Annotated in this window: 10 protein-coding genes; 2 read left to right on the forward strand and 8 right to left on the reverse strand. The window is 56.7% G+C overall.

Annotation, left to right across the window (positions count from 1 at the left end):
• Window positions 1–2: 2 nt before the first annotated feature.
• The 6 genes from F7D08_RS07500 to purE all read right to left on the reverse strand — a co-directional run bounded on the left by F7D08_RS07500 (window position 3) and on the right by purE (window position 8332).
• Complete coding sequence (locus F7D08_RS07500; RefSeq protein ID WP_152210029.1) at window positions 3–2621, reverse strand: glycoside hydrolase family 2 protein; 2619 nt, start codon at window positions 2619–2621, stop codon at window positions 3–5.
• A gap of 273 nt (window positions 2622–2894) precedes the next feature.
• A complete protein-coding gene (locus F7D08_RS07505; RefSeq protein ID WP_152210030.1) occupies window positions 2895–4967 on the reverse strand; it encodes an LTA synthase family protein in 2073 nt (690 codons plus the stop codon).
• A 236-nt stretch (window positions 4968–5203) separates the two neighbouring features.
• Window positions 5204–6109 (reverse strand): metal ABC transporter solute-binding protein, Zn/Mn family, encoded by a 906-nt coding sequence (locus tag F7D08_RS07510; RefSeq protein WP_152210031.1) that lies wholly within the window; start codon window positions 6107–6109, stop codon window positions 5204–5206.
• Window positions 6110–6267: 158 nt separating this feature from the next.
• Window positions 6268–6660 (reverse strand): Fur family transcriptional regulator, encoded by a 393-nt coding sequence (locus F7D08_RS07515; RefSeq protein WP_152210032.1) that lies wholly within the window; start codon window positions 6658–6660, stop codon window positions 6268–6270.
• A gap of 9 nt (window positions 6661–6669) precedes the next feature.
• A complete protein-coding gene (purK, locus tag F7D08_RS07520; RefSeq protein ID WP_152210033.1) occupies window positions 6670–7848 on the reverse strand; it encodes a 5-(carboxyamino)imidazole ribonucleotide synthase in 1179 nt (392 codons plus the stop codon).
• Window positions 7832–8332 carry a 5-(carboxyamino)imidazole ribonucleotide mutase gene (gene purE, locus F7D08_RS07525; protein ID WP_033889581.1) on the reverse strand — a complete coding sequence of 167 codons (501 nt, stop codon included), beginning with the start codon at window positions 8330–8332 and terminating at the stop codon, window positions 7832–7834. Before purE ends, purK begins: the two co-directional genes overlap by 17 nt.
• 827 nt (window positions 8333–9159) lie before the next feature.
• On the opposite strand from purE, the gene F7D08_RS07530 reads away from it, so the two are divergent.
• On the forward strand, window positions 9160–9918 hold the full coding sequence (locus F7D08_RS07530; RefSeq protein WP_226803431.1) for a hypothetical protein: 759 nt from the start codon (window positions 9160–9162) through the stop codon (window positions 9916–9918).
• Between the two features lie 472 nt (window positions 9919–10390).
• Here the strand turns inward: F7D08_RS07530 and F7D08_RS07535 are convergent, their stop codons facing one another.
• Complete coding sequence (locus tag F7D08_RS07535; RefSeq protein ID WP_152210034.1) at window positions 10391–11383, reverse strand: zinc-binding dehydrogenase; 993 nt, start codon at window positions 11381–11383, stop codon at window positions 10391–10393.
• Window positions 11384–11850: 467 nt separating this feature from the next.
• On the opposite strand from F7D08_RS07535, the gene F7D08_RS07540 reads away from it, so the two are divergent.
• Complete coding sequence (locus tag F7D08_RS07540; RefSeq protein WP_226803436.1) at window positions 11851–13860, forward strand: 1-deoxy-D-xylulose-5-phosphate synthase; 2010 nt, start codon at window positions 11851–11853, stop codon at window positions 13858–13860.
• Here F7D08_RS07540 and F7D08_RS07545 read toward each other — a convergent pair.
• Window positions 13844–15367: an ABC transporter permease gene (locus tag F7D08_RS07545; protein WP_152210036.1), complete on the reverse strand. Its 1524-nt coding sequence runs from the start codon at window positions 15365–15367 to the stop codon at window positions 13844–13846. The genes F7D08_RS07540 and F7D08_RS07545 overlap by 17 nt on opposite strands.
• Window positions 15368–15373: the final 6 nt, after the last annotated feature.

A 15373-nucleotide genomic window follows, 5' to 3' on the forward strand; every position in this document is an offset into this window, starting at 1 on the left:
CGTTACGGACGTATGCGCCAGACGGCTTGGGCCCGGCCGAAGTACGTGGTGCAGGAGTCGCCGGATAGTTCGTCATAGGTGATGGGATTGGCTCCGGCCACGCCAAGAAGTTCGGCACGACCGAGTAATTCCGGCAATCCGTCATCGTTATTTGCGGCGTGCGCCAGTATGCCGCCTTGCGTGGCGGCACCACTCTTATCATGCGCAGCACGTTTCATCAGCGCTCCACTGGGTGAAACATCGCGTGAAACATTTGCTGGGCGACGGCTCGCAGCAGCATCGTTTTCCGATAATGCCGCTCCAACCGCCACGCTGCCACCTGGCAGCACAATGATATGGCGGTCATCAGTCACATGGATAACGCCCTTGGCATCAGTCAAGGCAATAGACTCAAAGATGAGTTCGCTGGAATCCCAGCGTGAATCATCATGGGGATAGGGATTGATCACATGCTCGAATCGCGTGGTGACTTGCAGCTCTCGCCCCGCTGAGGCAAGAGCGCTACTGGAAATCGCACGATCACGAGCATCATATGCCGTGGCGACAAGTTCTCCCGGTGCATACGGCACACGGAATTCAGCCATGCATTGACGGACCGGAGCCGTGCCCACCACATTGCCGTTCAGTGTCAACTGCACGGTTTTACCGCCCGAAAACACCTGTACGATGGCCTCGCGACCTTCATAGCCGGCCCATGACCAGCTCTCCACGCCGTCATGCCCGCGCTCAATGAATCGTGAAGTACGGCCAGCGCGAGTGGAACCATCACCATACAGCAATTGCATCGGGCGTACGGTGATCGCGGGCGTGCGGCGAATGCCCGTCACAACTTGCCGATACAGCATCTGACCGGTGGGCATGCCGGTGATGTCGATGAGACCCGAACCTCCAAGCAAGCCTGGATATCGGCGGTACGGCCCGGTGGCTCGGCCACGAATGGCCATGCGATTGCCATATTCGCGCATCCATCCATACGGTTCGGGATTCGAATACGCCCACGCACTTACCGACGCCTCACCAATGTAATCCCAACCGGTCCACACAAAATCACCGATGAAATATGGCAATCGCTTGGCATCCGGCCATGTGTAGGCAATCTCCTGCGGGTAGGTTTCGCTGGCGCAGAATACGCGATCGGGGTGCTTGCGGTGGAATCGTTCCGGCCCTTGACGGCAGTAGTTCAGCCCGGCCACATCCACTTCATCGAATACGTCATTGGTTTGCCGCTGCATGATGCCGGTGGCGAGCGCGGCAGGCATCAGCTTGTCGATGGCCGTGAGCAGCGCCGGGCCTGACGCATGTTCCAGCGTGGTGTTGAGCCCGGGCTCCCCTTCCACTTTGGCGTCATGCTGGTCCATGTCGGCTTGGGTTTTCGCCGCCATCGTCAACGAGATCGGATTCACGCAGTCGATCACCGGCCGGTTAGGGTCGATCCCGCGAATAATCGAACGCATCGAGCGCGCGGCCTCGGCGGCACGTGGCGACTTGGTGTCCGCAATCTCATTGCCGATGGAATACAGCACCACGCTGGGGTGATTACGGTCCTTAGCGACCATCGAAGCCAAATCGTCGGCGTAATGTTCACGGAAGGAACCGGCGTAATCATAGCTGGTCTTATGCATCCACCACATGTCGAACGCCTCATCCATAACCAGCAGCCCAAGCTCGTCGCAGGCGTCGAGGAACGCTTTTGACAGTGGATTGTGGGCGGAGCGGATGGCGTTGAATCCTTGGGTTTTCATGATACGGGCGCGGCGATATTCAGCTTGCGGCAGGGTTGCCGCACCAAGAATGCCATTGTCGTGGTGCACGCAACCGCCGTTGAGAATCACACGCTCGCCATTGATGCGTAATCCGTGCTGGGCATCGCAGGTCAACGTACGGATGCCGAATCGCTCCTCGTGCGTATCAAGCGCGATGCCATCAGCATCATGCAAGGTGATATGCGCGGTGTAGAGTGTGGGCGAATCAGGCGACCAAAGCTGCGCGTGATCAATGGTGCCGTCGTTATCCTGGAATTCAGTCACGGCGCCGCCTGCCGCATCAGTGATGACCACATTGATGTACTGGCCAAGGATCAGCGGATTGTCGAGCGCGATCGACACCGCTGCGGCAACATCCTGACCATGCGCATCGGCAACAGTCGTGTCGATACGCACACCATCCGGGCGAATCACATCGGTTGAATCAGCAGTCCACAGCCAGACCGGCCGATAGATGCCCGAGCCTGAATACCAACGGGAGTTCGGCACATGGGAGTTATCGACAAGCACGGTTACTGTGTTGGCACCAGCGTGCAACAGGTCTGCGATATCGAGGTAGTAGTCGCCGTACCCATAGGTGAGTTCGCCGGCTGGTTCGTTGTTGACCAGTACCGTGGCGCCTGGGTAGACGCCTTCGAATTCGAGGAGACATGCGGCCGGAGGGTCTGCTAAGTCCAGCGTGGTGCGATATTCGTAGGTACCGCCCGGATAGTAGCCCGTATTGTAGCCATTGCCGGTGCGCGGGGTGCGCGGCTCGTGAATCATCGCGTCATGCGGAAGTGTGACGGGCTGCCATGCCCCCTTGCCGCCGCCTATGGAACGGAACTGCCAACCAGAGTTGATATTGACGCGCTTCATGGCTTTATTGTAGGTATGCAGGCTTCAAATTACAGACTGAAGTAGACGTTTCCGACAATTCACAGCACAAAATGGACGTTTGGAAAGCTCAATCCGTCCTATTTGGCGCTTCGAATACACCAGAATGTCAATTTGAGCCCGTGTTTTGCCATACTTAGGCTGGGCCGCTTTACGGCAACGGTACTGCAATTTTGGACGATCTACGCTCGCATTTTGCTGACTCGCCTGACGGCTCGCCACACTGCCTACAAACAACCCACTGGGTTGCTTGCTTTACGGCAATGTCATGAAATCCGTGTCTTTGAGGTAGTTCTTGCCTGCAGTGATGTCGTACTGAATGAGCTTGTAGTCGGCGAGCAGCTGCTTGGTCTCCTCGTCGAAATCATCCTCGCTCATCGGATTACCGTTCTGGTCCAAGTAGATGCTCTGGCCTTCCGGAATACGGTCCCAGCCTTGAATCTTATTGACCACCGGCGGCTCCATGGCCGCGATCTTCGAGTGCATTTCGGTCAGGAAGGCGAGATACGGCGACACCTTGGCATCCATATGCTCGGCGGCTTGCGCCACGAAGAAGTTCGGCGATGAGTAGGCGGCATCGTTCGTCTTGTTGCCTTGTGAGCTGGAGGCCTTGTTCGACCAGATGAAGTAATCGGTCAGGTGCAGTGCCAAGGAATTGTTATCGTCCTGGCTGGCGGAGGAGTAAATACCAGGCAGGTGATCGCCATAGAACACCACGGTGACCGGCTTGTCGAGCGCATCGAGCTCGTCCAAGAATTCCTGTGTGGCCTGATCGGTAATTTCCACACCTTTCTGATAAGTCTCGATGGACTCCTGCTCATCCTTCTCCAACGGCGTGCCCGTGGTGGATTCGGCGGTGTAGTCGTTGTTCTTGTACCACTCGTGGTAGGGCATGTGATTCTGCATCGTGATGATCTGGATGAACTTGTTCGACTTGCCGGACTTAATGCCTTCCAGCGCCGAATCATACGAGGACTTATCCGAGACGTATGGCGAATCGTCGATTTTGTCCTGATACTTGATCACATCCGGGCCGGTGAGCGTGTAGAAGTGCGAGAAACCGAACTTCTTGTAGTTCGTGGCGCGCGAATACATGCTGGACTCATACGGATGATAACCGAGCGAATTGGCGGGCGCACCCCACATCTGGTTGATGGTGGGCGCCCAATGCGCGCTCGGCACCAGCTGCTGGTACGGGCTGGTCAGAGAGGAATCGAAATTGGCCATGCTCAGCCCTGAAAGCCCCATGTATTCGAGGTTCGCCGTGCCACCGCCATAACCGGAGGAAAGCATCAGGCCGGAGGTTGTGCCTTCCTTGATCTTGCGGATATTCGGCATCGAATCCTTGTTCACTTTGAGGCCCGGCACACGGCTCGGGTCGGAGAAGGATTCGGAAAGCACGTACACCACGGTCGAGTCGGTGAGGTTCTGGGAACGGGAAGCGTTGATCTGCTTGGCCGCCTTGGTGTAGCGAGCGGCGACCTCTTGCATGGTCTCTTCGGAATAGTTGTCCGGCTTGTCCATGACCTTCGGGTTGAGCTGGCGGGTGAAGGCCACGAGCGGGCCGTTGCGCTGCGCGTCATACACCGAATCCCACATGGACGGCATATCTCCCATACTTTGGGAAAGCTTGTTGGCCCAGGAGTCGGTGGTGCTCACCTGCATGCAATACAGGGAGAAGCCCAGCAGCGACAGCAGTACCAGAATCATTCGGGACGCGAGATTGAGGCCGAGGTTTTTGGACCGGATCATGCGGCCCTTGCGCCCATCGATATGACGTAGCACCAACACCAGTGCCAGCAATGCGGCGAACGCGCCGAGCGCCACAAGAATCGTCACATGCGCTCCGGCCGGAATGAACGTGAGCATGTTGCCGGTATTGGAGCCAAGGAAGCCAAGATCGGCAGGCAGAATGGCTTCATACCGAATCTCCACTTTGAAGTGTTCGATGGCCGCGACGAAAATGCCGGCTCCCATGATCACGATGCTTGCCGTCCAGAATCGGTTGAACAGCATCAGCAGCATAAGGTAGAGGAGACCAACCAACAGCACGTTGAGCAGGAATACGAAATTGCTTTCGGTCCACATCTTGCTCACGAATCCGAAGCCTACCGTGGGGCTGGAAACCTGCACACGGGTGGAGCTGGAGGACACGCCAATTTCAAGCGCGGCGACGGCAATGATGTCGAAAATGACGAACAATATGCCGTAGAGCCAGCCGGGGAAAGACTTATGCGGGTGCTTCGGGGTGACTTCGTCCGCCTCGGCCCGGTTTTCCCAGAGCCGCCAACGGAACTTCGATGTGGTGTTACTGGTGTTTTCGCTCATTCGCCTACAGTCTCTAACAGTCGTATCGTGTCTCGATTTTATCCAATGGCATATTGTTACCGCTCAACCTTGGAAAATCCATATTGCCAAAGTTTCTCTTACCGTTTCCTAACTATTCACCCTAACGCAAAGGGTGCCTTGGATTCTTATCCAAGACACCCGAGGTACGTAGTGCACGATTGGTTCAACAATATTGCCGAATGACGAAGCTGCACTTTATACGCTGCAGTGTCCCGCTACGCGGCGGCTGCGAACTGATCGACCAGCGCGCTCATCCAGTCGAGCAGATCAGCGTATTCGGCAGGCATCTGTTCAGTGAGCTCCACAATCGGCACATCGGCATCTTTCGCTGCAGCCGTGATCTGTTCGGTGGTGGAGTTGGATTCCTGGGTGTTGAGTACCAGCATCTTGATGCCGCCGGACTTCAGCGCGTCCTGGAATTTCTTGATATCGGTTGGCGTCGGCTCACTCTCGTTGGCGGAGGCTTGCGCATACCCCTTGGGTGTGCTGTCCTTCATTTCGAGGTCCTCAGCCAGATATGCGGCTACGGATTCGGTGGCCGCATAAGGCAGGTTCTTGGTCAATGCCACCGTTTCCTTGATTTTCGATTCCAATTTGTCTGCCTTGGCATGCCAGTCCTTATTGAGTTTGGCGTAATCGCCCTTATGCTCGGGGTCAGCCCTCTGATAGGCGGCGGTGATGGCATCCGCAGTGCTGGAACGCACCTTGGCGGAGAACCAGACATGTGGATTATCGCCGTCCTTGATTCCAGCGGTTTCGGCGGCAGTGACCAATGTGGCCTTGGTGCCTTGCACGGCCTTGGCGGCCCAGGAATCATAATCGGCACCGTTCACGATGGCGACTTCGGCCGAATGGAATCGGGCCACATCCTGGCTTGTGGGCTCATAGTCGTGAGCCTCCACGTTGGTTTTGTTCATGATATTGGTGACTTCAACATGTTCGCCACCAAGATCTTCGGCCAGAGAACCCCACTGGTTGATGGACGCCACGACCTCGAGCTTGCCGCCGGCATTGCCGGAATCGGCGACGTTTGCACCGCCCTCGCCCGAACCGCACGCAGCGAGCCCGACCATCATCAATGCCGTAGCCGCCAAAGCCGTGATCTTCTTCCATGCAGTCATACCGTTGTTTCCTCTTCTACCTTGTGATTACTGCGGTTGACATACTGCACTATAGCATCTATTGAGAACCATTATCATTTTCAGTTCTTTTGGCGTGTCGATACAACAAACCGGACCCTGCATATACAGAGTCCGGTTTGAATCAAGCAATCATTGAATCAATGCTTTTGGCAATCCGGGCATAGGCCGAAGACTTCCAGCGTATGGGATTCCACGGTGAACCCGTGCCCCTCGGCTACTTTGCGCAGCCATGATTCGCTGGGCGGATCGATTTCCACAGTTTTGCCGCACCGCTTGCACACCAGATGGTGGTGATGCCCATCATCGCCGCACAAACGGAACAGCTGCTGACCGTCGAGCCTGATGGTGTCCGCCGCGCCCGCATCCGCCAATGCGTTCAACTGGCGGTATACAGTCGCCAGCCCGATGCGTGAGCCCTCATCCTCAAGCCTGCGGTGCAGGTCCTGAGCGGAAATGAACTCCTCGCAATCGGCCAACGCCGCGCGAATGGCGTCCTTCTGCTTGGTCTGACGTTCGATATGTTCAACCATGCGATAAGGTCACGCCTTCTTCTTCAGGTCATCCCAGCAGCCGGTGGCTTCAAGATCGGCGACCGTGCGCTCCGGATCGTCGGTGAGCACGGTGATATGGCCCATCTTGCGGTCGTGACGCACCTCGGCCTTGCCGTAATCGTGCACGTTCCACTCCGGATGATCCTTGATCAACGCGCGCGTCGGCTCCACATGCTGGCCAAGCACATTGACCATGACGGCCGGGCTGAGCAGCTTGGGCTCGGGCATGGGCCAGCCGGCGATGCCGCGGATATGCGCGTCGAACTGATCCATCGAGCAGGCCTCGATGGTGTAGTGACCGGAATTGTGCGGGCGCGGGGCGAGCTCGTTGACGATGACCTGATCGTCCTTGGTGATGAACAGCTCGATGGCGAGCGTGCCGGCGAGTTCGAAGCCCTTGGCCAGACGGATGGCCAGTTCGTGGGCCTCGCGGGCCACATGTTCGCTCACCTTGGCTGGGGCGATGGTCATGTGCAGAATATTGTTGCGGTGTTCGTTGCGCACGATCGGGAAGGTCACGAAGTCCTTACCGTTGCCGGAAACCAGAATCGAGGCCTCGAACGCGAAGTCCACGAAGCCTTCCAGGATGCTCGGCGGGAAGCCGCCGCCACGATCGCCGCGGGCGCGAATCTTCTCCAAATCAGCGTCGGAGCGCAATACCATCTGGCCGTGGCCGTCGTAGCCACCGGAGACGGTCTTCAGCACTGCCGGGTAGTGAATCTCATCCAATGCGGCATCGAGCTCGTCGAAGTTGTTGACCGCACGCCACGGAGCGGTGGCGGTGCCATGATCGTTGATGAACTGCTTCTCATGCACGCGATGCTGGGTAACGCGCAACAGATCGGTGCCTTGCGGAGCCGCTGCGATGCCGCGAACCTCATCGATGGCGTCGGCGTCCACGTTCTCGAACTCGTAGGTGAGCACGTCGGACTGGACGGCGAGATCATGGATGGCGGTTTTGTCGTCGTACTCGGCGGTGATCTGGAAATCGGCCACCTGAGCGGTCGGGCAGTTCGGCGTGGGATCAAGCACACCGACGCGGAAACCCATGTAGCGTGCGGACAAGGCCATCATGCGGCCAAGCTGCCCGCCGCCGATGATGCCGATGGTCGAGCCCGGCATCAGCATGGAGACGCGACCGTTGGTTTCCTCAGACAAGCTGGGCATTGGATTCGGCCACCTTTTCCTTCAATTCGTTGCGGTAGTCTTCGAGCTTTTGCGCCAGCGTCTCGTCGAATGCGGAGAGCATCTGCACGGCGAGCAGGCCGGCGTTCGTCGCACCGGAGTTGCCGACGGCGGTGGTGGCCACCGGGATGCCGCCTGGCATCTGCACGATGGAGAGCAGGGAGTCCCAGCCGGAAAGGGCATGGGAGCGTACCGGCACACCGATCACAGGCAGCGTGGTCTGCGCGGCAATCATGCCTGGCAGATGGGCGGCGCCGCCAGCGCCAGCGATGATGACCTTGAGACCATTCTTGCGAGCGTTGTGGGCGAAGTCCGCCATGAGTTCCGGCGTGCGGTGCGCTGAGATGACCTGCTTGTGGTAGGCCACACCGAACTGGTCGAGGATGTCGCAGGCGCGCTTCATGGTTTCCCAGTCGCTGGAGGAGCCCATCACCACGGCGACCTGGGGCTTGGTTTCATTTGCCATTATCATTTACTCCCTAGTTATTGAGAATATGCCCTCACTGTACTCCCCTGTTGCGAACTTATACGATCCCGCCACTTCTCCTTCCTTCCGATCCCCTCACCCCTCCTTCCTCACTCCGTTGACGCTCTTTCCTCACCTTCCTTCCTCCTTCCTGCTCCGTTGACGTTCTTTCCTCCTTCCCTTTCACCCCTGCTTCCTTCATCGAGGATTCTTCCTCACACCACCAATCGTCCTTCTTCACCCCGTCGAGTGTCCTCCTCAGCGCAAGAAATTCCGGAAGAGTCCCCCTATCTCCTGAAATCCTTGCAATGAGCACCTCTCAGCGCCAGTTATTCAGGAAATAAAGGCTAACTTCCCGAATTCCTTGCACTGCGACATCGTCAGTGCAAGGAATTCGGGAGATATGGATTCTGTACCCGAATTTCTTGCGCGGATTGCCATCGCCATAGACGCATCCAATTAGTTGTTCCTTCAAAGTCCGTTTTGCAAACGTCAGAAAAAACATCCAATACATAATTCACCAGATTTTTCGGTCCGGCCCAACTATCAGTGTGGATAACTCGGCAAGCTCGAACCACATACGTCGATTCAGCTTGCCCAAACCAAGAAAACCGTTTTAGCGTCAAGATATGAAAACGCACAAAGAAGTGAATGAGCTACTGCGAACCGCCGAGCAGGAGCAACGATGCGCCATCGGCGACGGCGGAAAACTGTACCATGCCTTAAGAAGACGAGTCCAATGCGACGAAGTCGTCTCACCATATCCGAACATATTTGCCTCGGCTTCGTATTAGGCAATGCTCAATCCTGAACAACAATCCATGCATATGATTCGTGCGCTGTCGAAGCTTCATCCCCAATGGACATTCACAGGCCTCAGTGCCGCCTGCATCTATCAGTATGAGCACTCCCACGCCTTGCATAACGGAACTGTAAGCATCGCTTCAACCAAAGAATCCAATAAACACGACAACAAAAACTTGCACCGTATATATGCACATCCAAGTACGAAACGATACCGGTATCGCGGCGTGCCAGTAACCTCTCCGGCTCATACGCTCATTAATTGCGCCTCTCTGCCATTCGATAAAGCTTTGTCCATCTATGATTCAGCGTTGCGCCGTAACCACACCACTAAGCTTGAGGTCGAAACCATGATGATTCAGACCGTTTGCAACGAACAAGCAGTAACGGCTCTCCTTCAACATGCAAATCCCTTACGCGAAAACGGCGGAGAGTCATGGACGTATGTCCACATGATGCAACTGGGGTATGCCGAGCCCTTATTCCAAGTCAATTTCGATAATCCAGACAATCCTGGCATCCCTTATCGTGTCGATTTCTGTTGGAAGCTCCACGATGGACAAATCATCGTTGTCGAATACGATGGCGTCGCCAAATACAAAGACGCCAGTAATCCCCATAGAGCCAGTCTCAAAGCAAAACTCGAATATGAAAGGCGACGCGACCAGCACCTCAAGGAAGCAGGAGTGACCAGCATCAATCATCTATTTTATGAGGACGTCGCCGATCTCCAACGTTTGAATATTCTTCTTCGGGAAGCCAAAGTACCTCAAATTCGATGAGCCGATATTCGCTATCGTCCAGTTAGCGGCATGCCTGCTAACAGCTGGCGGCCATCCCGTTGGCGCCCATCCGTCATGACCGAACGCCCATTCCAATGAGTCGACGCCCATCCTTGCGCAAGAAATTCCGGCAGAAAACCCATACCTCCAGAATTTCTTGCACTGAGGTACGCTCAGCACCAAGATTTCGGGATATTAGGGCCGGCTGCCCGAAATCTTTGCACTCAGGAGTTGTCAGTGCAAAGATTTCAGGATGATGCGACTTTCTACCTGAATTTCTTGCGCTAGATGGTAGGCGCATGCGAGCGAAAGACGGTAAACGGTCTAACATTACCGACCGGCATCCTGTTCGGCCACGCAATCCGTCGCCGCATCTGTCGAGGGCGGCTAGTTCTCGTGATCGCCCTCCTGACTTCGACAAATAGCCGCACCGCACAGCCACTCAGCTAAGGTCTCCCGTCACTCAATGCGCCTACAGCTCTATCACCACTTTGCCGAATACGTCGCCACTGTTGAGCTTGGCAAACGCCTCGGGCGCGGCGTCAAGCCCAGCGAAGACGCTATCGACTACCGGATGAATATCGGCATGCTCCACAAAGCGCAACAGGCGGGCGAAGTCTTCGCGCGAACCCATGGTATTGCCTTGCACACGAATGTCTTGGAAGAAAATGCGCGTCAGTTCGGCACCTGGTTGGTCGCCGGTGGTGGCACCGCAGATGGCGATTGTGCCGCCGGGGCGTACGGATTTGACCGAATGGCTCCACGTGGCCGCCCCCACGGATTCGATGACCGCATCCACCTTGCGAGGCAAACGCGCTCCGGCCTCGAATGCGGCATCCGCGCCCAACTCCATCGCCTTGGCACGCTTCTCCTCCGAGCGCGAAGTCACGAACACCTCAAGTCCCGCCGCGTGGGCAAGCTGAATGGCCGCAGTGGAAACGCCACCGCCAGCACCCTGGACCAGCACCGTATCGCCGGGCTTGACTCCGGCTGCGTTGAACAGCATCGAATAGGCGGTCAGCCAGCTGGTTCCCAATGCGGCAGTTTCCACAACACTCAGGTTGGACGGTTTGGCGAACACGTTGACCGAAGGCACCGACGTCTTACTCGCCATGGTGCCCGGGTAGCGTTCGGAAAGAATCGACCGGCGCTCCCCCGGTGCCACACCGTTGCCATCCGTGCCGACAAAGGTATACAGCACCACCTCGCTGCCTGCTTGAAGCCCATGCTTACCAGGAATGTCTTCATCAAGGATGCCAACGGCATCGGTGCCCAAAATCATTGGCGTTTGTTCGGCAGCGAGTCCCACACCTCGCAAAGACCACAGATCATGATGATTCACGCTCACAGCGCGCACCGAAATCGTGGACCAATAGGGCCGAGATACCGGTTCGAGCTGGTCTCCGACCGCGAGCTCAGCAAGTGGATCGTCATTATTAATGGTGGATGCGTATACGGCCTTCATTGGCTTCGCTCCTTTGTATATGCGTGATATATGACAACAGCTAGCTCTCATTCTTCCATACCGCAACGGTTTGTATGGAAGCACTCGCACGATATCTGCGTTACAAGGGGTTGATTGACGAAGTTCGGAACATCTATCTGCTGTACAAGGGGTTCCTCACCCGTCGAATCGCATCCATAAACGGCATCGAGCCTACGATATTCCGCCATTGTGGAGCATGGTCCACTCGGCAGGCAACCCCTTGTACAGCAGATAGACCTTTCAGAATCATGAAATCAACCCCTCGTAACGCAGATAGCCGCTCATTTGATGAATATACGGAGATGTTGGGGGTATTGCAGCGTGGCTCGCTTGTCCGGCTACACATGGCACTAGCATGTCGAATTCGGAAAGATTATGAGAAGGGGAGCAACGAAAGTATGAGCGACGCGCTGGGTAAAGAGCTTGATATCGTCGATTCCAACGCTATGAACAGCACTCCGCTCCTGCGCAGTATCACCTCCCCCGCCGATGTCAAGACACTGCCCTCCTCTCAGCTCAAGGAACTATGCCGCGAGATTCGCATCACACTGCTCAAGTATGGCCACGAACATGGCGGCCATATTGGTTCCAATCTCGGCATGGTGGAGGCCACGGTGGCTTTGCATCGTGTGTTTGATTCCCCGCATGACCGTATCGTGTTCGACGTCTCTCATCAGAGTTATGTGCATAAGATGCTGACCGGACGCGCGCTTGCCTACCTAGAACCGGAACATTTCAATGAGGTGACCGGATTCACCAATCCGGACGAAAGCGAACATGATCAGTTCGTGCTTGGTCATACCGGCACTTCGATCTCATTGGCCTGTGGCATCGCGAAAACTCGTAACGCCGAAACGGCAAGTAACGGCACCAGCGGCATCGGCAATGTGGTGGCCGTAATCGGCGATGGGTCGCTCAGCTCCGGCGTGGCCTTCGAAGGTCTCAACAATGCCGCGGAACAAGGCGGCAACCTCATCATCATCTTCAACGACAATGAGATGTCCATTGCCGGCGACTTTGGCGGTATGTATGGGCCGCTCGCCAAACTGCGCGCATCCGGCGGCACTGCCCAGCCGAATATCTTCAACGCGTTCGGTCTGGATTACCGCTACGTCGAGGCCGGCAATGATGTGGATGCTTTGATCGCCGCATTCGAGGAAGTGCGCGACATCAACCATCCTGTGGTGGTGCACATCCATACCTTGAAGGGCGCTGGATACGAAGGCGAACCCGTCAACGGCAATGCCTCGCGGCCGTTCCAGCACACTTCCACCACGGACGAGGCCGAAGGCATTGTCTCCACCAACAATGTGCTGCACAGTGAACCGTGGCATTCCGATCATTGCAACCTATCCGACCATGAGCCGCATGAGGGTCAGTGTGAGGCTTCCCATTGGCAGAATCCGGATGCTTCGCTCGGCAGGCCGGAAGATCCACGTAAGTATTACGGCAAGATGGCTATGGCTGCGCTTGAGCCACGCTTTGCATCAGAGCCTGGTTTGGTGGTGATTTCTCCGGCCACTCCCGGCTCCAATGGCATCACGCATGAGTTCCGCGAACGCGCGGGCGCGCACTATGTGGATACCGGCATTACCGAATCGCATGCCGTGGCGTTTGCGGCAGGCATTGCACGTGCGGGTGGCACTCCGGTGGTTGCGACCACCGCTTCGTTCTTCCAGCGCGCCTATGACCAGTTCTTCCAGGAGATGAGCCTCAACCGTTCGCGTGTAACGGTGCTGGATTTCCTGGGCGGGCTTTCCGGTTCGGATAACACCCATTCCGGCGCTTACGATTTGGCGATGTTCGCCAATATTCCTCAGGTGACGATGCTGGCGCCGACATCCGGCCGTGATTTCTTGGATGATTTGGCATGGGCCACGTTGCCGGCCGGAGCTGCCGGCGCGCCCGATGGCGCTGTGGTGATTCGCGTACCCGGCGAGGGCATTTTGGCTGCCGAGCGTGATTCGAGCCTGTTGCCGATTACCGGCAAGCATGGCACGGTTCGCTCCGATTGCACACTTGACGGCATGCTGGCTTGGCGAGTGAACCAACAGGGCTCGCAGGTGGCGCTGCTCGGCTTGGGCAATACGTATCCGCTGGCGGAACGTGCCGCGGCAGCGTTGGCCGAACGTCATGGCATTACCGCAACAGTGATTGATCCGAAGCAGTGCACGTCGTTGGATACTGAGGCGCTCGAATCTTTGCGTAAACGACACCCCTTGATCATCACCCTGGAAGATGGCCAGCTTGAGGGCGGCTGGGGTGAGAAAATCACCGCTTATTACGCGAATCATTGGCAGCGCAGCGCACAGGATAAGCCCACCGCCCGCAATCCACGTGTGCTGAACTTCGGCGCCACCAAGGAGTTCACCGACCGCGTGCCACTGGCCGAGCTGAACGACCGTTACGGCTTGACGGTAAACAGCATTATGGCTGCGGTCACTCGCTGTTTTTAATGGCGTCGAGCGCCGGAATCTTCACGGCCTTGTTGGCCGGCCCGAAGCCGAACAACAGACCGATCAGCGTGGCGAACAGGATGGCAAACAAATACAACCACCACGGAATCACCGAGTAGCGCGTCACATCATCGCCACCGGCTATTGCATGCCACAACATCGTCCATACGGAGTCACCGGAACCAGAACCATCACCGCCTGAACCGGATGACATACTGCCGCCAAGATATGACATGCCAGCTATGTTGATGCCCAGCGAAAGCATCGCGCTGATCGCGCAGCCGATCAGTCCGCCCAGGAAACCAATCGCCCCGGCTTCGGTCAGGAACATCACGCGAATATCACGCACGTAGCAGCCGAGCGCCTTCATAATGCCGATTTCGCGCGTGCGCTCGGTTACGGACATCACCATCGTATTGGCGATGCCGATAGCCGCCACCAAAAGCGACACTGCACCAATGCCGCCCAGAATCAGCTGGATCGCACGGGATTGCTCTTCCAGCGACTTGCGCATGTCCTCATAGGACGAGGTTTCATAACCGAGCGCCTTGATCTGCGATTCGACTTCCGGCACCGAGGCCATGTCTTGCGCCTTGACCAGCACCTGATCGTAATTCGTGGTTCGTTGCTTCGCCGCAGACGGATCAACTTTGGCGATGAGTTCCTTCAGCGATTTCAAATCCATGACGATGCCGTCTGAGGTGGCGAAGCCCTTGTTGTAGTCGGAGACTGTCACGCCCGTGATGCGCATATCGGCGGTGACGTTCTGCGATTCGCCGGCACCGCCCACCGAACCGCCGCCAGAGCCAGTACCGTACAGGTTCTGCGTATACGGGTCGCCTTGATAGTTCGCACCAGTGGTCAAGGTGAGCTGCGCGCCAACAGGCCTGAAGTATGAGTCCTCGTCCGGCTCGCATTGGGCGGTGTCATCGTTCCACACGCAGCCGTCGCCACGCGAAGAGCTACGCATCTCACCGTTTTTCAACGTATCCATGAAATCGTAGGCCAACCATTCGCCGGCGAGCACCTCGCCTTCGCGCATCGGCAGCGCACCGTCTTTGAGTTTGAAACCCATCTGGTCGAACTGCGACATATCGATGCCCATAATCTGCACATAGTCGTACAGGTATCGTCCGCCGGCACCGGTTCTGACGCTGGAATTGTAGTTGTAGTTCATCACCGGGGTCACGCCGGAGACGCCCGGCATAGCGCGGAATGATTCCACTGATTCGTCAGTAAGCTTCACATCAGAGGAAGCAGACGAGGATGACGCGCCGCTGCCCATCATCATGCCACCGTAGCCACCGCTGGTGTATACGGTCACGATGGACAGGTCGCCCATGGATTTGAGCATTTTCTCGTTCTGCTCGTTGATGCCTTGGCCGAGGGAGATCATGAGCACGATGGAGCAGCAGCCCACAATCACACCGAGTACGGTCAAGATTGTGCGGGATTTGCGCCGCCATAGGTTCTGGCGGCAGAGTCTTAAGATGTCGCCGAATCGCATGATCGG

It is taken from the genome of Bifidobacterium cebidarum (assembly GCF_009193305.1).
GTDB classification, from domain to species: Bacteria; Actinomycetota; Actinomycetes; order Actinomycetales; family Bifidobacteriaceae; genus Bifidobacterium; species Bifidobacterium cebidarum.